14 protein-coding genes are annotated in these 17,023 nt (G+C 71.8%); 8 read left to right on the forward strand and 6 right to left on the reverse strand.

All coding sequences use genetic code 11. The features are described from left to right. The first annotated feature begins 11 nt into the window (after nucleotides 1–11). Genes E9536_RS22000 through ligD form a run of 3 tightly spaced genes read left to right on the forward strand, consistent with a single transcriptional unit; the run spans nucleotide 12 to nucleotide 4,393 of the window. Nucleotides 12–515 carry a YetF domain-containing protein gene (locus E9536_RS22000; protein ID WP_021161221.1) on the forward strand — a complete coding sequence of 168 codons (504 nt, stop codon included), beginning with the start codon at nucleotides 12–14 and terminating at the stop codon, nucleotides 513–515. A 37-nt stretch (nucleotides 516–552) separates the two neighbouring features. Then, nucleotides 553–1,575, forward strand: coding sequence for a Ku protein (locus E9536_RS22005; protein ID WP_136470635.1), 1,023 nt, complete (start codon nucleotides 553–555; stop codon nucleotides 1,573–1,575). Nucleotides 1,576–1,597: 22 nt separating this feature from the next. Then, on the forward strand, nucleotides 1,598–4,393 hold the full coding sequence (ligD, locus tag E9536_RS22010; RefSeq protein WP_136470636.1) for a DNA ligase D: 2,796 nt from the start codon (nucleotides 1,598–1,600) through the stop codon (nucleotides 4,391–4,393). Between the two features lie 5 nt (nucleotides 4,394–4,398). Here ligD and E9536_RS22015 read toward each other — a convergent pair whose 3' ends face one another. Then, a complete protein-coding gene (locus E9536_RS22015; protein WP_027792531.1) occupies nucleotides 4,399–5,718 on the reverse strand; it encodes a cation:proton antiporter in 1,320 nt (439 codons plus the stop codon). Between the two features lie 42 nt (nucleotides 5,719–5,760). Beyond that, entirely contained in the window at nucleotides 5,761–6,117 is a 357-nt protein-coding gene (locus E9536_RS22020; RefSeq protein ID WP_021161217.1) for a DUF3175 domain-containing protein, read from the reverse strand. A gap of 265 nt (nucleotides 6,118–6,382) precedes the next feature. On the opposite strand from E9536_RS22020, the gene E9536_RS22025 reads away from it, so the two are divergent. The 4 genes from E9536_RS22025 (at nucleotide 6,383) to E9536_RS22040 (ending at nucleotide 8,388) form a co-directional block, all read left to right on the forward strand. Continuing rightward, a complete protein-coding gene (locus tag E9536_RS22025; RefSeq protein WP_060350149.1) occupies nucleotides 6,383–6,748 on the forward strand; it encodes a hypothetical protein in 366 nt (121 codons plus the stop codon). A gap of 237 nt (nucleotides 6,749–6,985) precedes the next feature. Beyond that, nucleotides 6,986–7,534, forward strand: a complete 549-nt coding sequence (locus E9536_RS22030; protein ID WP_027792535.1) for a type 1 glutamine amidotransferase domain-containing protein — start codon at nucleotides 6,986–6,988, stop codon at nucleotides 7,532–7,534. Between the two features lie 4 nt (nucleotides 7,535–7,538). Then, nucleotides 7,539–7,871, forward strand: coding sequence for a DUF1488 domain-containing protein (locus E9536_RS22035; RefSeq protein ID WP_059485895.1), 333 nt, complete (start codon nucleotides 7,539–7,541; stop codon nucleotides 7,869–7,871). Nucleotides 7,872–8,142: 271 nt separating this feature from the next. Beyond that, on the forward strand, nucleotides 8,143–8,388 hold the full coding sequence (locus E9536_RS22040; protein WP_027792537.1) for a hypothetical protein: 246 nt from the start codon (nucleotides 8,143–8,145) through the stop codon (nucleotides 8,386–8,388). Between the two features lie 20 nt (nucleotides 8,389–8,408). On the opposite strand, the gene E9536_RS22045 is transcribed toward E9536_RS22040, so the two are convergent. Beyond that, nucleotides 8,409–9,659, reverse strand: a complete 1,251-nt coding sequence (locus E9536_RS22045; protein ID WP_136470722.1) for a phosphatidylserine decarboxylase family protein — start codon at nucleotides 9,657–9,659, stop codon at nucleotides 8,409–8,411. 113 nt (nucleotides 9,660–9,772) lie between these two features. Here E9536_RS22045 and E9536_RS22050 point away from each other — a divergent pair, with 113 nt between their 5' ends. Next, nucleotides 9,773–10,084, forward strand: a complete 312-nt coding sequence (locus tag E9536_RS22050; protein ID WP_136470637.1) for a hypothetical protein — start codon at nucleotides 9,773–9,775, stop codon at nucleotides 10,082–10,084. 109 nt (nucleotides 10,085–10,193) lie between these two features. Here the strand turns inward: E9536_RS22050 and treY are convergent, their stop codons facing one another. The 3 genes from treY to treZ are packed head-to-tail and all read right to left on the reverse strand — an operon-like array spanning nucleotide 10,194 to nucleotide 17,022. Next, nucleotides 10,194–12,959 (reverse strand): malto-oligosyltrehalose synthase, encoded by a 2,766-nt coding sequence (gene treY, locus E9536_RS22055; protein ID WP_136470638.1) that lies wholly within the window; start codon nucleotides 12,957–12,959, stop codon nucleotides 10,194–10,196. Next, a complete protein-coding gene (malQ, locus tag E9536_RS22060) occupies nucleotides 12,956–15,154 on the reverse strand; it encodes a 4-alpha-glucanotransferase (protein WP_136470639.1) in 2,199 nt (732 codons plus the stop codon). The genes treY and malQ overlap by 4 nt, the downstream gene beginning before the upstream one ends. Then, nucleotides 15,151–17,022, reverse strand: a complete 1,872-nt coding sequence (gene treZ / locus E9536_RS22065) for a malto-oligosyltrehalose trehalohydrolase (RefSeq protein ID WP_136470640.1) — start codon at nucleotides 17,020–17,022, stop codon at nucleotides 15,151–15,153. The genes malQ and treZ overlap by 4 nt, the downstream gene beginning before the upstream one ends. Between the last annotated feature and the right edge of the window lies 1 nt (nucleotide 17,023).

Here is a 17,023-nt window from a genome sequence, read left to right on the forward strand (position 1 = left end):
GCCGCGCGATCATGGACATCGTCGTCGCGCTGTTCGGACAGGGCCGGATGCTCGGCCCCGGGCAGATGGCGCTGCGTGCGATCGTCGTGTCCCTGGTCGCGCTCGTGCTGATCCGCATCGCCGGGCGGCGCGCATTCGGCCAGCGTTCGCCGTTCGACTACGTGGTCGGGATCCTGCTCGGCGCGATCCTGAGCCGCGCGGTGGTCGGTGCGTCGCCGTTCGTGGCGACCGTCGCGGCGTCGTTCGCGATCGCGCTGCTGCATCGCGCGATCGGCTGGGCCTGCGTGCGCTCGCGCCGGCTCGAGCGGCTGCTGGTGGGCGTCGAGCGCGAGGTGTATCGCAACGGCCGCTTCGACGACGCGCAGATGCGTGCCGCGCTGCTCACGCCGACCGACATCCGCGAAAGCGTGCGGCAGGCGCTCGGCGCGACCGACCTGTCCGACGTCGATGCGGCAATCCTGGAGCGCAACGGCCACGTCAGCATCGTGCGGCGCAGCCGCTGCCGCAGGCCGTGACTTTCGCCGGACCACACACGCCGCAAGGAGGACCTCGATGGCACGGATGATCTGGAAAGGCGCGATCAGCTTCGGGCTCGTTCACGTGCCCGTGCAGCTGTTCCCGGCCACGCGTACGGTGAAGCCGTCGTTCCGCCTGCTCGACAGGCGCTCGATGGACCCGGTCGGCTATCGGCAGATCAACAAGCGCACCGGCAGGGAAGTCACGCGCGAGGACATCGTGCGCGGCTACGAGTACGAGAAGGAGCGCTATGTCGTGCTGACCGACGACGAGATCCGCGCGGCGAACCCCGAATCGACGCAGACGGTCGACATCGTCACGTTCGTCGACGAAGGCGCCGTGTCGTTCCTGTATCTCGACACGCCGTACTACCTCGTGCCGGACCGCAAGGGCGAAAAGGTCTACGCGCTGCTGCGCGATGCGCTGAAGGACAGCGGCAAGATCGGCATCGCGCACGTCGTGATGCGCGACCGTCAGCATCTCGGCGCGCTGATTCCGGTCGGGCCGCTGCTCGCGCTCGATACGCTGCGCTGGCAGGAGGAGCTGCGCCCGCTCGACGAACTGTCGGTGCCGGCCGGCGATGCGAAGCGCGCGGGCGTCAGTGCGCGCGAACTCGCGATGGCGAAGAAGCTGATCGACGACATGTCGGGTTCGTGGACACCCGACGAGTATCACGACACGTTTCGCGACGACATCCTCGACCTGGTCGAACGCAAGGTGCGCGCGGGCCGGATCGAGGAGATCGAGGACAGGCCCGCGCAGACGGGGCGCGCGGCGTCCAACGTCGTCGACCTGACCGAGTTGCTGAAGCGCAGCCTGAAGGGCGGCGGTGCGCGGGCAGCCGAAGCGGACGATGAGGCGGATGCCGGGGCGCCGGCATCTTCGCGTGCCGCCGGTGCGCGGCGCAAACCGGCTGCGAAAGCGCCGACGAAAGGGGCCGCGAAGGGTGCAGAAAAGGGTGCCGCGAAGGCGCCCGCGAAACGCGCGGCCGCGAAGCACGGCACGGCCGTGGCGCACCCGGCGAAGAAGATCGCCGCGCGCCGCAAGCACGCCGCATGATCGCGCAACGGAGAACGACGCGATGGCCGCGAAACTCGACCCCTATCGCCGCAAACGCCGCTTCGACGCGACGCCGGAACCCGAGGGCGCGCACGCGCGGCGGCGCGCGCCCGCCGACGCGGACGCGCGGCAGTCGCCGAAGGCGGGAACGTCCGCGCGCACGGCCCGGCCGCTGCGCTTCGTGATCCAGGAGCACCACGCGAGGCGGCTGCACTACGACTTCCGTCTCGAACTCGACGGCACGCTGAAATCGTGGGCCGTGCCGAAAGGGCCGAGCGTCGATCCGGCGGTGAAACGGCTGGCCGTGCACGTCGAGGACCATCCGCTCGAATACGCGTCGTTCGAAGGCGAGATTCCGGCCGGACATTACGGTGCGGGCTCGGTCGTCGTGTGGGACGAAGGAACGTGGACACCCGACGGCGGCGTCGCGCAGGCACGCGCGGGCTATCGTGCCGGCAAGCTGACGTTCCGGCTCGACGGCGCGAAGCTGCACGGCGGCTGGGCGCTGGTGCGCAGCGGGCGGCAGCAGGGGCGCCAGGAGCAATGGCTGCTGATCAAGGAGCGCGACGACGACGCGCGCGATGCGGCGGCGTTCGATGTCGTCGCGCAGCGGCAGGGCAGCGTGCATGACGGGCACACGCAGGCCGCGCGCACGAAGGGGAACGGCGAAAAGCCGCCCCCTGCGCGTGCCGCGCGGCGCGGCCACGGCAACGCGCCGGGCACGCACGACGGCGACGCGGGCAACTCGTTGGCTGACCTGTCTCGCGTGGACGGCGCCGTGCACGCGGCGTTGCCCGAGCGCATCGCGCCGCAACTCGCGACGCTGGTCGATGCGCCGCCCGCGCACGGCGACTGGCGCTACGAAGTGAAATTCGACGGTTACCGGATTCTTGCGCGGATCGCGGGTCGCGGCGCGCGGCGGCACGTCACGCTGATGACGCGCGAAGGCCGCGACTGGACCGCGAAGCTGCGTGCGCAGCGCGATGCGCTCGCCGCGCTCGAGGTCGACAACGCATGGCTCGACGGCGAGGCCGTCGTGCTCGGCGAGAACGGCCTGCCCGATTTCCAGGCGCTGCAGAACGCGCTCGGCGCGGGCCGCTCGGACGCGGTGACGCTGTTCGTGTTCGACCTGCCGTTTCTCGACGGATACGACCTGCGCGACGTGCCGCTCGCCGCGCGTCGCGCGCTGCTCGAGCCGCTGCTCGCCGGCAGCGATCCGGCCAGGCTGCGTTTTTCACCCGACCTCGGCGACGACGTCGTGCCGCTGATCGCGCACGCGTGCGACACGGGGCTCGAAGGGTTGATCGGCAAGCGCGCGGAGTCGCGTTATCGCGGCGGCCGCTCGCCCGCCTGGATCAAGCTGAAATGCCGGCGGCGGCAGGAGTTCGTGATCGGCGGCTACACCGAGCCGGCGGGCAGCCGGCACGGCTTCGGCGCGCTGCTGCTCGGCGTCCATGCGCCGGACGCGGGCGGCAAGCGGTCACGCGGCACGCCGCCGTTGCGCTATGTCGGCCGCGTCGGCACCGGGTTCGACACGCGCCTGCTCGACCGGCTCGCGGCAATGCTGCGCAAGCATGAGCGCGACACGACGCCGTTCGACCCGCCGCCGCGCGAACGGTCGCGCACGCGCGTGCACTGGGTCGAGCCGACGCTCGTCGCCGAATGCGAATTCGCGGAATGGACGGGCGACGGGATCGTGCGGCAGGCATCGTTCATCGCGCTGCGCGAAGACAAGCCGGCGCGGCAGATCGTCCGCGAGGTGCCGCGCCATACCGAATCGGAGACGACGATGGACGAACCCCAGGCAGCGCACGGCAACCCGCATGACAACCACCCGCATGCACCGCATACCGATACCGGGCACGACCGCCGGCCGCGCGCGCGAACGCATGCGTCCGCCGGCCGCGCGCCCGGAGAACCCGGCGTCGATCACGTCGGCCGCGTGCGCATCACGCATCCCGATCGCGTGCTCGACCCGCGCAGCGGCACGCGCAAGATCGACCTCGCGCATTACTGGTTGTGGGTCGCGCCGTGGCTGCTGCCCGACCTGAAAGGCCGGCCCGTGTCGCTCGTGCGCGCGCCGGGCGACATCGCCGGCGAACTGTTCTTCCAGAAGCATGCGGAACGCCGGGAAATCCCGTTCGTCAGGCAGCACGCGGGACTCGATCCCGGCCACGGCCCGCTGCTGTCGATCGACAGCGTCGACGCGCTGCTCGGCGCCGCGCAGATGGGCACGATCGAGCTGCACACGTGGAACGCGCACGCGTCGAACATCGAGCGGCCCGACCGGATCGTGTTCGACCTCGATCCCGATCCGGCGCTGCCGTGGCGCGCGATGATCGACGCCGCGCAGATCGTGCGCGGGCTGCTCGACGAACTGGGGCTCGTGTCGTTCTGCAAGACGAGCGGCGGCAAGGGGCTGCATGTCGTCGTGCCGCTCACGCGGCATGCGGGCTGGGACGACGTAAAGGACTTCTCCCGCGCGGTCGCGCAGCACGTCGCCGCTACGCTGCCCGAGCGCTTCACCGCGACGATGGGGCCGCGCCACCGGCGAGGCAGGATCTTCGTCGACTACCTGCGCAACGGCCGCGGCGCGAGCACGATCGCCGCGTACTCGCTGCGTGCGAGGCCCGGCATGGGCGTGTCGGTGCCGCTCGAATGGGACGAGGTGCCCGCTACGACGGGCGGCGCGCAATGGACGATCGACACGCTGCGCGCACGGCTCGACGCGCTGAAACGCGACCCGTGGGAAGGCTATGCGCACACGCGCCAGCGCATCACGGCGTCGATGCGTGCGCGGCTCGGGGCGCAAACGTGAACCCGTCAGCGCCGATGCTGCAGCCGGTGATACCAGTTCATCAGCGGCGTCGCGGAGATCCCGTGCGCGATCACCGACGCCGATACGACGACCAGCACCGGCGCCGCCAGCGAGCGCACCGCGCCGGACGGCGCGTGCTCGATCGCGAACAGCAGGTAGTAGAACGAGCCGATCCCGCGAATGCCGAACCAGGCCATCAGCCGACGCTGCGCCTGCGTCGCACGCGAACCGGCGAGCGTGACCAGCACCGCGAGCGGCCGTACGACGACGAACAGCACGGCTGCCAGCGCGGCCGCCCCCCACGTGAGCAGCGGGCCCGGCAGCGTCGCGAGCACGCTGCCGACCATCGTCATCACGACGGCTTCCGCGATCCGTTCGAGTTCGATCGTGAAGCCGAGCACCGATTCGGCCATGAACGCGTGCGCCTTCTCCGGATGCTTCTCGGTGGCGACGACGTCTTCCGAATCGATCTGGCCGATTACTTCACGCGGCCTGCGGTCGCCGCTCGCACGGTGCTCGACGCGGCGCATCGCGACACCGGCCGCGAACGTCGCGACGAAGCCGAACGTGTGCGCGAGCTGCGCGGCGCCGAACGACAGCACGATCAGCGCGAGCGCGAAGAAGCCTTCGAGCCCGAGCGCCTGCGCGTGCCGCGTGCGCAGCCAGCCGATCAGTTTCGTCGTCGCCCAGCCGAGGGCGCCGCCGATCGCGGCCGCGCCCGCGATGCCCCACAGCGCGACGAGCGCAAACGCGCCGGACAGCGGCGCGAGCCCGTAGGTCGCGTCGCGCGTGCCGCACAGTGCGAGTCCCGCGAGCGCGAACGGCAAGGCGATGCCGTCGTTCAACCCGCCTTCGCCGGACAGCGCGAAGCGCACGAGATCGCGATCGCCCGGGTCGTGCACCTGCACGTCGTGCGCGAGCACGGGGTCGGTCGGCGCGAGGATCGCCGCGAGCAGCAGCGCCGGGCCCCAGCCGAGCCCGAGCGCGAGCACCGCGCACGCGGCGAGCAGCGGCACGGTGACGATCATCGCGAGCAAGCCGAGGCGGCACGGCACGAGCCACAGCCGGTCGGTCAGCGGCACGCGCAGCCGCAGCCCGATCGCGAACAGCGACACGAGCAGCGCGATTTCGACGATTTCACGCAGCAACGGCGCGTCGCGTTCGAGGTCGAGCTGCAGCAGGCCGGCGCCGGCCGGGCCGAGCGCGACGCCGAGCACGAGATAGATCATCGCGGTGCTGCACGGCAGGTGGCGCAGCGCCGACGTCGCGACGCCCATACCGAGCAGCACCGCGCCGATGATCAGGTACCAGAGCGTCTCGTGCATGCGCGGGTTCGGGGCCGGCGGGGAAGGCGGACGCGCAACCCGTCAGGGCTTGCGGCCGAATGCCTCGCGCAGTTTGCGTTTCGCGCGTTCGAGCGTCGTGCGGCGCGTTTTCGGCAGGTTGCGGCCCGCGCGGTTCACGTAGAAGTTCAGCATCGACATCGCCGACTGGAACGGCGACGCCTTGCGGCGGCGGCTGTGTTCGGCCGAACGCTTCAGCGACGCGGCGATCGCCGCCGGATCGTCGGACTTGAAGATGTCGGGCTCGATGTCGAGCGCGTCGCTGCGTTGCGTGACTTCGCCCGACCAGCGCTTGCGGTGTGCCGGATCGGCGCTGCGGGCGCGGCCGGGACGGCGCGTGAGGCGCTTGCCGTGTGCGTGGGAAGCAGAAGCGGAAGGCATGTGACGGGGCTCCGTATGGGGTCGAGGGATGGTCCTGCGGAGACGGGCGACGCAATCCGCGTGCCGCGCCGCGGGCGGGGGCGGACGTCGGCATGGGCATTGCTGGAACGGCGTTGCCGGACGGCACGAGCAGGCATTTCCGTTACCGCGTCATCACCACGGAGCACACGCCATGAAGCCGGCAACCGATCCGAAGCCGGTCGCGCGGGGCGATGACGGCGCGGTTTCCCGGGACGGGCGCGCGGCCACCACGCAGGAGGACATCATGCAATCGAATTCCCGGATTTGGCTGGAGAACGACGAGATCGACGGCGAGGCGCTCGACGTGGACGATCTCGACACGACGGTTCATGTCGACGTCGCGACGGGCAGGGTCATGTTCCAAGCGGCGTGGGCGAATGTGCTCGAGGCGCCGCCCGAGGTGGCGCGGTATTCGGTCGTGCTCGCGCTCGACTGCGACACGATGGAGCATTACGCGGATCTCGACGACGGCGCACGCACGCGGGTGCATGCGATGCTGCACGAGGCCGTGCAGCAGACGCTCGATCAGTTGCCCGACACCGACGAAAACCTGACGCTGACGATCGAACTGACCGACGCGATGCTCGATGCGGCGCGGCACCTGCAGTAATCGTTGCGGGTCGACGTGCCGCATCCGATTACATCCCGTTGAAATCTTTGCAGCCGGGCGCGCGGCGACGTCGAATGGGCCGGCCTCGATGCGATCGCGGGTCGTTCCCCGGCCGGTGTCGCGATGCGAGCGGGTGCGACCCTGCACGTGCGCGTACGGCGGTCTCCGCGGCCGGCACGCCGATTGCTGCACGACCGATGCGGCACGACGTGTGCCGCCCATCCGAAGGAGACGTTCATGAGCGGCAGGCTGGAGCATTGCAAGGTGGCCATCCTCGCGGTCGACGGATTCGAGGAAGCCGAACTCGTCGAGCCGCAGCGCGCGCTCGCCGCCGAGGGCGCGCAGGTCGACGTGATTTCGCAGAAGCGCGGCGAGATCCAGGGTTTCCGGCACGTCGACAAGGGCGAGCGCGTGAAGGTCGACCGCACGTTCGACGACGCGCGCGAAGGCGATTACGACGCGGTCGTGCTGCCTGGCGGCGTCGTGAACGGCGACGCGATCCGGATGCTGCCGGCCGCGCGCGAATTCGTGACGGCGGCCGTCGGCGCCGGCAAGCCGATCGCGGCGATCTGCCACGGCGGCTGGCTGCTCGTGTCGGCCGGGCTCGTGGAGGGCCGCACGATGACGAGCTGGCCGAGCCTGCAGGACGATATCCGTCATGCGGGCGGCAAGTGGGTCGACGAGGAGGTCGTGCGCGACGGCAACCTGATCACGAGCCGCAAGCCCGCCGACCTGCCCGCGTTCAATGGCGCGCTGGTCGAGCGCCTTGCGTCGCGGGGGGCGTAAGCCGATGCCGGCCGATGCCGCCCGCCGCGTGACGCTGACCGACACGCCGCCCGTGTTCGACGGAGCGGCGCTGCAGTTGAGTTTCGTCGTCGACGTCGATGGCGTGCCGCAGACCTGCGCGATCACGGTCGAGGCGCTGGAGGATCATTTCGGCGCGCAGTCCGCGCTGGAGGCCGACCTGCGCGATGCGTTCGAACGCGGCCGCGCGCGCATCGAGGCCGCGTGCGCGGAGGTGCTGGCCGACGGCGGCGGGGCGGACGTGGTGCTGCATAGCGGTTATTTCCGTGCGCCGGGCGGTCGGGCGCGGGCCGGGCTGTTTGGTCCGGGGAAGTCCTGACCTCCGTCGCGCTTCCCGAAGCGTCGTTCCGCGCCGCATCCAGCCATCAGGCCATCCGGCCAACCGCATTACACGCCATTGAAAACTTTGCCGCGCGCCGCAGGCGTTGCCCGGTGCCACATCGCGCCGCGCGCCGGGCGCGCGGTGCGGTTCGCGTGGCGTCGACTGGCATGTTCCCTGCATGAATGGCCTGTTGCCGGCGCACGATTCGCGCCGCATGCCGATGCGACCCGTTCGTCGCATCGCACGTAGCCGCAGACGGGGAACGAGCATGCTGACCGCCCATGAATTTGCCGTGCTGTTCCTGGTGCATCACGCGCCGGAACAGATCCAGATCGACCGCGACGACGTCGTCGCCCTCGTCGAGCAACGCCTGATCGAGATGCAGCGCGACGACACGTCCGGCGAGCGTCGGCCCGTGTTGACGGCCGGCGGTCTGTCGGTCCTGAAGTGCGTGCAGCGGCATGACGGGGTCGCGACCGACGTGTCCGACCTGAGCGACCTGAACGACGCGTGATGCGCGGCGCCGCGCGGCGTTCACCGCGCGATCGCGACGCCCGCGTTCACGGGTACGACAGGTGTCCGGCCGTCGAACGGCGGCGCGGGCAGGAAGCGGTCGATCACGCCGGCTTCGAACAGCAGGCAGTACGTCGATCCGCCGAACTGGAAGTAGCCGATCTCGTCGCCCTTGTCGACGCGCTGCCCCGGCACGACGTCGATCACGCACGACGACACGTCGCCCATCCCGACGAACACGGCTGCCACGGTGCCGATGCCGGGGTCGTCGCAGGAGAGCGCGACCACCGCGCGCGTGGCGACGGCCGTCATGTAACCCTGCGAGTCGTTCAGCCCGGCCGGATCGGCGCCTTCTGCCTCCGCGACCGAGTAGTAGGTCCCGTCGACACGGTACGCGTGCGTGACGACGCCGCGCACCGGTGCATGCCAGCGATGGTAGTTGTACGCGCTCAGGTAGGCCTGGTAGATGTCGCCGCCGACGAAGCGCTCGGCGAGCGGCAGCCATGCGGGCGTGAAGAGGTCGCGCAACGAATACGGCTGTGCCTTGACCCAGAACGTGTCGCGCAGCTTCACCTTCGATTCGGTGTGGTACGGCGCGGCCTCGCATGCGCTGACGATCACGTGCGGATCGTCGGGGGCCTCGACCGGGCGCGCGCCGTCGCGAAAGCGTCGCGTGAAGAAGTCGTTCCACGAGTCGAAGCCCAGGTGCGGCTGGTCGTCGCGATACTCGAACTGGGACAGCCCGAGGCGCCTGCACGCTGCGTCGCAGAACCAGCCGTCGGGCGCCGACGTGTTGAGATGCGTGCGCGAATGCGGGCCGCCGAGGAAGTCGCACCACACGTTCAGCACGCGCTTCAGGTGCGCGTTGACGGTCGCGTCGCGAAACACCGCATGGCCCGACGGCATGCACATCGGCCAGTCGAGGAACGCGTTGATCGGGCACACGATCAGGCTCGCTTCGCTGAAAGGGGGCGTATAGGTCATCAGGTGATCGAGCACCGTCATCAGCTCGCCGATCGACGCGTAGCCGAGCCGCAGGCCCGCGTCGAGCGCCTCGTCGATTGCGCGGGTCAGGCCCATGCGCAGGACGGCATGGTCGTCGAACAGCCGTGCGAGCGCCTGCACGGCCGGCGTGCGCAACCGGTCGCCGGCATGCGCGCGGGCCTCCGCCGCGATCCCTTCGCGGAACGCGGCCATGTGGGCTTCTTCGCGCGCCATCCATTCGCCGAGCCGATGGCGCGTGGCGGGCGGCGGGTTGCGGTCGGTCGGCATGGCTTCCTCCGGACGTTGGTTCGGCATGAACGTGATCAGCAAGATGCTTGCCCGGCGGCGGCACCGAAATTGCGGCGATCGTTCGTCCGGTTTTCATGACAGGGGAGACGAAGATGAACGCGGCTTCGAATGCACGACAGGCGAACAAGACGAACGAAACGAGCGAGACGAGCGCGACCGACGCGCGCCGCAGCGGCGATCCGCACACGGTGACGCCGACGCGCCCACGCGTGCGAGCGGCCAAGCCGGCGTCGCGCGACGCGCGTCGGCCGGCCGGGCGCGGCTCAGGTGGCTCAGGTGGCTCAAGCGGCTCGAGCGGGACGAGCGGCTCAAGCGGGCCCGTGGCCGCGCACGACGGCGACAGGAAGGGCAACCCGCTATGGGAGGACGACGGCGGCGCAATGCCACCGGAAGAGTGGTCGTGACGGGGCAATCGCGTTTGGGCACTTGCGCAAGGTCGCCGACGTTCGGTCGATTCGATTGACGATCGCCGGTGTGCCAGGTACGACACGCACCGGCAGGGCCGGGCAGCTTTCAACCGCCGGCACACGCCGCCACGAGCACCGCAACAGGCAATCCCGCCAGGCAGCGGCGTAGCGCCAGTACCCCGTCGGGCGCATCGATCGCGTCCCGACCATTCAGCCAGTCGATCCAAGGCCCCGCGATTCCGCGCGGCAGCACGACCGCCGTATCGCCCCACTGCGCAGGCGCCACGCGCGGCATCCCGGGCGCTTCCCCCAGCAACCGGCTCGCGAGCCGTGTCGCGACGATCACCACGGTGGCGGCCGCGTCGCACCGCGCGAACGCCACCGCGTGTCGCCCAAGCGGGCCGCGCACGCGTAGCGGCACGTACGCGCCGTCCGCAAACGTCGCCGGCCACCGCGCGCGCAGCGCGAGCATCCGCTCGATCAGCGCGCGTTTCACGCGTGCGTCGGGCCAGGCCGGCAGGTACGACGCGACCGGATCGTCGACCCGTTCGGCCGCCAGTGCGTCGAACGGCACGTCGCGCCGGTTGTCCGGATCGACGAGCGAGTGATCCCAGCACTCGGTCCCTTGATAGAGGTCGGGCACGCCGGGCGACGCGATCCGCAGCGCTGTCTGCGTCAGGCTGTTGACGATGCCGGCCGGTGCGATCCGTGCGACGAACGCATGCAGCCGGTGCACGAAATCGCCGGCGCCGCGCGGCGTCAGGATCGCGCGGACGAATGTTTCGCAGGCATGCTCGTAGTCCGGTTCGGGCGCCAGCCAGTCGCTGTGCCGCTTCGCTTCGCGCAATGCTTTCGTCTGCCACTGCGCGACGCGTGCGGCGAGTCCGGCGAGCCCGGCCGCATCGTCGGGCGCGAGTGCCGGCGGCCAGCAGCCGACGAGCGTCTGGTACAGCATCGCCTCCGCGGCCGGCCCCGGCGCCCACGCGAGATCGCGATGCGCGCGGCCCCGGTGCGGCAGGTTCAGCGCGCTCCAGTCGAGCGATACCGCGCGCCATGCGTCCGGGATCTCGCTGAGCACCGCGAGCCGTGCACGCGCGTCCTCGCCGCGCTTGTGGTCGTGCGTGGCCGTCGCGACGAGCCCGTGCGGCACGGTGCGCGCGCGGCGCCGGTTGCGTGCGTGGAATGCACCGCGCGACAGGCTGAAGTCGCCGGCATCGGCGCCGACCTCGTTGCGCGACAGCAGCCGGCCGTAGCGATAGTGGGCCGTATCCTCGACGCCTTTCGCGGCGAGCGGCGCGGTGAGCTGCGCGAACGCGACGCGCGCCGCGGCCAGCGCGTCGGCGTTCGCGCGCGGCACGCGTGCGGCCGGCAAGCCCAGCCACGCGGCGACGCGATCGAGCGCGAACCGGTCGGCCGGATCGACGGCCGCGCACGCGCTTTCGTACGCGTGCGCGAGCACGCGGCGGTCGGCATCGGCCGGCTCCTCGCGCGGAGCCGGATACATTCGGTACACGGGCAGCCGCACCGCCAGTTCGCCCAGCACGCGCCGAATCGCGATCAGGCTGACGTCCCGCGTGGCGGGCGACGCGCGCGCGATCCCGTGCAGCAGCCGCGCGGCGCGCGCATGCTCGACGGCGAGCTGGCGCATCAGCACGCGCCGCTTGCCGTCGAGCGCTTCCTGCGCGAACGTGCGCGACGAGCCCGACACGGCCGCCCAGTGCGCGGCGAGCGGTTCGGCGCCGGCCGGGTCGTGCAGCAGCGCGCCGACGTCGTTCATGAAGTCGTAGCCGGTCGTGCCGGCGACGGCCCAGTCGGTGCGCAGCGATTCGCCCGGCGCGAGGATTTTCTCGACGACGACATACGGCGGCGCGCTGCGTTGCGCGGCCAGTCGTGCATGCAGCCGCCGGCAGTAGGCGCGCGGATCGGCGAGGCCGTCGACGTGATCGACGCGGATGCCGTCGACGAGCCCGGCCGCGTGCAGGCGCAACGGCAGCGCGTGAACGGCGTCGAACACCGCGTCGTCGTCGACGCGGACGGCCGCGAGCGTCGCGATGTCGAAGAAGCGCCGCCAGTTCAGTTCGTCGGCGGCCGTGCGCCACCACGCGAGCCGGTAATGCTGGCGTTCGAGCAGCCGGTGCAGGCTGGTGCGCGAGCGCGCGACGCGCGGGTCGGCGCCGCGCAGCACCGCGTCGAGCGCGTGCGGGCCGTGCGCGGCCGCGTAATCGCGCAGCGCGGCATGCGCGGCGGCCAGCCGTGCGCTGTCGCGCGCCGGCGCGGCGTCGAAGCGTTCGGCGAGCGCGTTCAGGTCCGCGCGGTTCGCGAGGCGCAGGATGTCGGCATGGGTGGCGGCCGCCACGGGCAGCTGCCGTCCGGGGCACGCGATGAAAAAGCGGCCGCTGGCCGGGTCGGCGCCCAGCGTGATGTCGCCGGCTGCAAGCGCGTCGCCATAGGGCATGCCGAGACACGGCAGCAGCACCTTGCCGTCGAGCGCCGGATCGGGCGGGTGCCAGTCGATGTCGAAATGGCGCGCGTACGGGCTGGCGGGGCCCCATTCGAGCACGTCGTTCCACCAGCCGTTCGACGAGCCGCCGACGCCCATATGGTTCGGCACGATATCGACGATCACGCCGAGGCCGCGCGCGCGCAACGCGTCGACGAGCCGATTGAAACCTGCTTCGCCGCCGAGTTCGGGATTGAGCGTGCCGTAATCCACGGTGTCGTAGCCGTGCCGCGAGCCCGGTTCGGCGGTCGCGACCGGCGACAGGTACAGGTGACTCACGCCGAGCCGCGCGAAGTAGTCGGCGTGCGAGGCCGCGTCGTCGAACGTGAAACCCGCATGAAGCTGCAACCGCAGCGTCGCGCGCGGCGTCATGCGCCGCGCTCCCTCGAACGGCGCGCCTGCACGACGGCGGCGATGCGTTCGCGCACGTCGGCGTCGAACAGCGTGTCGATTGTGCGCGGCAGACGTTGCCGCCAGTTCGGATGCCCGCACGGCGGCCCCGGCAGGTTCGGCTGCGCGTCCAGCGCGAGCAGGTCCTCGAGCGGCACGATCGCGAGCGGCGACGGGCTGCGCGCGACGTACGCGAGGATCGCGCCGACCGGCGGGGCATCGGCCGGCGGGGCGGCGGCGCCGGCCGGTGCGCAGCCGGCCTGCTGCAGCGCGCGCCATAACGCCGCGCGTTCGGCGGCGCGTTCCGCGTGCGCGGCGGGAAGGCCGGGGGGCGTGTCGGGCGGCGCCGCGTTGCCGCTTTCCGGGCGCGGTGCGGTGTCGTGCCCGCGCGCCTGCACGATTTCGTCGGAATCGTGCGCACTGGCGTCGTCCGGCGCGGGAGCGGCCACATCGTGCCTGTCCGGTTCGTCGTGCTGCGCGGCGCCCTGGGCTGCGGCTTGCCGCCAGGCCAGGTCGACGCCGCGCCACCAGCCGGCCACGGTCGGCAAATCATGTGTCGACGTCGTCGCGATCGCGTCGCGGTCCCACTCGGACGGCTGCCGGAACGCGCCGCCCGCGTCGCGCTCGAACCACAGCACGCGCATGCCCGCGACCCCCTGCGCGCCGAGCCGTTCACGAAACCCGGCGGGCACCGTGCCGAGATCCTCGCCGATCGCGAGCGCCCGATGGCGGGCCGCCTCGAGCGCGACGAGCCGCATCAGATCGTCGACCGGATAACGCAGGTACGCGCCGTCGCGCGGCGAGCCGCCGTCCGGCACGATCCACATCCGCGCGAAGCCGAGCACGTGATCGATGCGGATGCCGCCCGCGTGCGCGAACGCCGCGCGCAGCAGCTCGATGAACGGCACGAAACCTTCCGCGCGCAGCGCGTCCGGCGTCCAGGTCGTCACGCCCCACGCCTGGCCGGCCGCGTTGAACAGGTCGGGCGGCGCGCCGAGCGACACGCCGCGCAGCAGCGTCGCGCCGTGCGCCCACGCGTCGCTGCCCGCGCGATCGGAGCCGACCGCGAGATCGGCGATCAGCCCGGTGGCCATGCCGGCGCGGCGTGCCGCATGCTGCGCGTCGCCGAGCGCGCGCGCGGCGCACCATTGCAGGAACGTATGGAACGCGACCGTATCGGCATGCGTGTGCGCGAATGCGTCGACTTCCGCCGATGCCGGGTCGCGCCACGGCGCCGGCCACTGCCGCCAGTCCGCCCCGAGCCCGTGTTCGAGGCAGAACGCCTGCAGCGCATCGAAGCGCGCATGCGCGTCGAGCGCCGCGCCGCCCGTCGCGCGAAACCGCTGGAATGCGTCGCGCGACGGGGCGTCGTCGGCGCGCCACGCTTCGAAGCACGCGCGCAGGCGGCGCAGCTTCAGCGGCAGCACGTGCGGCCAGTCGATCAGCGGCGCATCGGCTGCCGCACCGGATACGTGACGCACGGCCTCGGCGCCCGGCACCGCGTCGCAGTCGAGATACGCGACGTTGTGCCAGCGCCGCGACGACGGCGAATACGGGCTGTCGTGCGCGGGCAGCGCCGGATAGCCGGCGTGCGTCGGGCTGATCGCCACTGCCTGCGCGCCATGCCGCGCCGCGCGCGCGGCCAGCCGCGCGAGCGCGGTGTAGTCGCCCGCGCCGCCGTCGCCCGCGCGGCGCAGGCTGTAGAGCTGCGCCGCGATGCCCCAGCGGTTGCCCGCATCCGCCGCACGCGTGTCGAACGGGTGCGTGCGCGGCGGTGCGATCGTCAGCCCGATGCGCCGGTCGCCGACGTCGAGCGCGTGGTAACCGGGCATCGCGAGCGGCGGCAGCGCGCCGTGCGCATCCACGCGCCCGTCGATATGTCCGCCTGCTTCGAGCGTGATCCGGAAGCGCGCGCCCGGTTGCGCGAGCGCGGCGGGCAGGGGCAGCGGCAGGCCCGCGTCGCCGGTCACGACGCGCGGCACCGCCGCATGTCCGCCGGCGAGCGCCGCCGCGCTGTCGACGCGCTGAGCCGCCGTGCCGCACGGCCAGCCCAGCGCATCGACGAGCGCGGCGAGCGCGCGATCGTCCACCCGCCGCGCGATGCCGCCGGCATCGGTCCAGTCGGCGTCCAGGCCGGCCGCGTGCGCGAGGGTCGAGATCGAAACGTCGGTCGTCATGATCGGCTCTGCCCGTTCGCGCGATGATGCCGCGCATCGTGATTGACCGCACCGTCCCGCCACGCGATGCACGCGCGTGGCGGCAGTTTCAGATCGGTCAGCCGGTCGCGGGCGCGCGGCGGCGTCTCGAACACGATCTTGCCGACCGGCAGTTCGGGCAGTGCCGCGTCGAGCGAGCCGAGATTCAGCGCGATCGTCAGCGTGCTGCCGTCGCCGAGGCGCCAGCGCGCGACGAGCGCCGCAGGGTCGCCGTCGCCCGCGAGCAGGTCGACGCCGAGTGCCCGCGCACCCGGCAGATGCGGCGTCACGAGCACCGCGCGCACCGTCAGCGCGCTGCGGTAGAAGCGCTGCCACGCGGCCGCATCGGGCCAGTTGTCGTCCGGCGGATGGTGCGACGACGAACGGACGAACGTCGCGATGTCGTTCGGGTCGGGAATCAGGTCGCGATGCGCGGGATCGGCGAATGCGGGAAACGCCGCGAATTCGCGGCGCCGGCCTTCGCGCACCGCGTCGGCGAGCGCGCCGCGGTAGTCGGTGAAGAACTGGAACGGCTGCGTGCTGCCGTCTTCCTCGCCCATGAACAGCAGCGGGATCGGCGGCGCGAGCAGCATCAGCGCGGTGGCCGCGCGCACCGCGTCGTCGTTCGCGAGCGCGCGCAGCCGCTCGCCGAACGCGCGGTTGCCGATCTGGTCGTGGTTCTGCAGGAACGTGACGAACGCGGTGGGCGGCAGGTGCGCGCTCGGCTCGCCGCGCGCGGCGCCGTCGTGCAGCGGCGACGGTTCGCCCTGGTACGCGAAACCTTCGCCGAGCGTGCGCGCGAAATGGCGCAGCGGCGCGTCGGCGTACGCGCGGTAGTAGCCGTCGCGCTCGCCGGTCAGCAGCACGTGCGCGCTGTTGTGGAAGTCGTCGTTCCACTGCGCGTCGAAACCGCCGGGGCCGAGCAGGCTTGCCGTGTTGCGTTCGTTCTCGAGCACGAGATGAAGGTGGCGTGTGTCGCCCGCAACCGCCCGCACGCGGTGCGCGAGTTCGCGCAGCCACGCGTCGTCGCCGATCGCGTGCGCGGCGTCGATGCGCAGCCCGTCGAAACGGAATTCTTCGAGCCAGTACAGTGCATTCTCGATGAAGAACGCGCTCGTCTGCGGGTGCGAGAAATCGATCGCGGGCCCCCACGCGGTCCGCCGGTCGTCGCGGAAGAAGGCGGGCGCGTAGCGCGGCAGCAGGTTGCCTTCCGGGCCGAAGTGGTTGTACACGACGTCGAGGAACACCTGCAGCCCGAGCCCGTGCGCGGTGTCGACGAGCGCCTTCAGTTCCTCGGGCCGCCCGTACGACGCGTCGGGCGCGAACGGCAGCACGCCGTCGTAGCCCCAGTTGCGCGAACCGGGAAACGCGTTGACGGGCATCAGCTCGACGGCGGTCACGCCGAGCGCGGCAATGGCCGGCAGCCGCCGATCGACGCTCGCGTAGCCGCCGCATGCGCCGACGTGCAACTCGTACAGCACCGTCTCGTGCCACGGCCGGCCGCGCCATGCGCCGTCGCGCCAGCGATACGACGCCGGATCGACGACCTGGCTCGGGCCGTCCACGCCGCCGGGCTGGAAGCGCGACGCCGGGTCGGGCACGGTGAAACCGTCGTCGAGGCGGTAGCGATACAGCGCGCCGGGGCCGCACGGCGCGACCGTCTCGAACCAGCCGTCGCCGACGGGTGTCATCGGGATCGTGTGTTCGCTGTCGTCGTGCAGTTCGACGGCGGCCGTGCGGCTGGCGGGCGCCCAAAACCGGAAGCGCGTGTGTTCGGCGTCGACGCAGGTCGCGCCGAACGACGATTCGAACGCGTGCGTGCCGGTTGGACGGTCGGAACGGGATGTCATG

Origin of the sequence: Burkholderia sp. LS-044 (genome assembly GCF_004803625.1) — a bacterium.
In the GTDB taxonomy this organism is placed as follows: Bacteria; Pseudomonadota; Gammaproteobacteria; order Burkholderiales; family Burkholderiaceae; genus Burkholderia; species Burkholderia cepacia.

Excerpts from the sequence above, each read along its gene's own strand:
- E9536_RS22040 (WP_027792537.1), top strand. The coding sequence starts at position 8,143 with ATGCTGACCGCCCATGAATTTGCCGTGCTGTTCCTGGTGCATCACGCG.
- E9536_RS22000 (WP_021161221.1), top strand. The coding sequence starts at position 12 with ATGGACATCGTCGTCGCGCTGTTCGGACAGGGCCGGATGCTCGGCCCC.
- E9536_RS22025 (WP_060350149.1), top strand. The coding sequence starts at position 6,383 with ATGCAATCGAATTCCCGGATTTGGCTGGAGAACGACGAGATCGACGGC.
- E9536_RS22045 (WP_136470722.1), bottom strand. The coding sequence starts at position 9,659 with ATGCCGACCGACCGCAACCCGCCGCCCGCCACGCGCCATCGGCTCGGC.
- E9536_RS22030 (WP_027792535.1), top strand. The coding sequence starts at position 6,986 with ATGAGCGGCAGGCTGGAGCATTGCAAGGTGGCCATCCTCGCGGTCGAC.
- treZ (WP_136470640.1), bottom strand. The coding sequence starts at position 17,022 with ATGACATCCCGTTCCGACCGTCCAACCGGCACGCACGCGTTCGAATCG.
- E9536_RS22020 (WP_021161217.1), bottom strand. The coding sequence starts at position 6,117 with ATGCCTTCCGCTTCTGCTTCCCACGCACACGGCAAGCGCCTCACGCGC.
- E9536_RS22005 (WP_136470635.1), top strand. The coding sequence starts at position 553 with ATGGCACGGATGATCTGGAAAGGCGCGATCAGCTTCGGGCTCGTTCAC.
- E9536_RS22035 (WP_059485895.1), top strand. The coding sequence starts at position 7,539 with ATGCCGGCCGATGCCGCCCGCCGCGTGACGCTGACCGACACGCCGCCC.
- malQ (WP_136470639.1), bottom strand. The coding sequence starts at position 15,154 with ATGACGACCGACGTTTCGATCTCGACCCTCGCGCACGCGGCCGGCCTG.
- ligD (WP_136470636.1), top strand. The coding sequence starts at position 1,598 with ATGGCCGCGAAACTCGACCCCTATCGCCGCAAACGCCGCTTCGACGCG.
- E9536_RS22015 (WP_027792531.1), bottom strand. The coding sequence starts at position 5,718 with ATGCACGAGACGCTCTGGTACCTGATCATCGGCGCGGTGCTGCTCGGT.
- treY (WP_136470638.1), bottom strand. The coding sequence starts at position 12,959 with ATGACGCCGCGCGCGACGCTGCGGTTGCAGCTTCATGCGGGTTTCACG.
- E9536_RS22050 (WP_136470637.1), top strand. The coding sequence starts at position 9,773 with ATGAACGCGGCTTCGAATGCACGACAGGCGAACAAGACGAACGAAACG.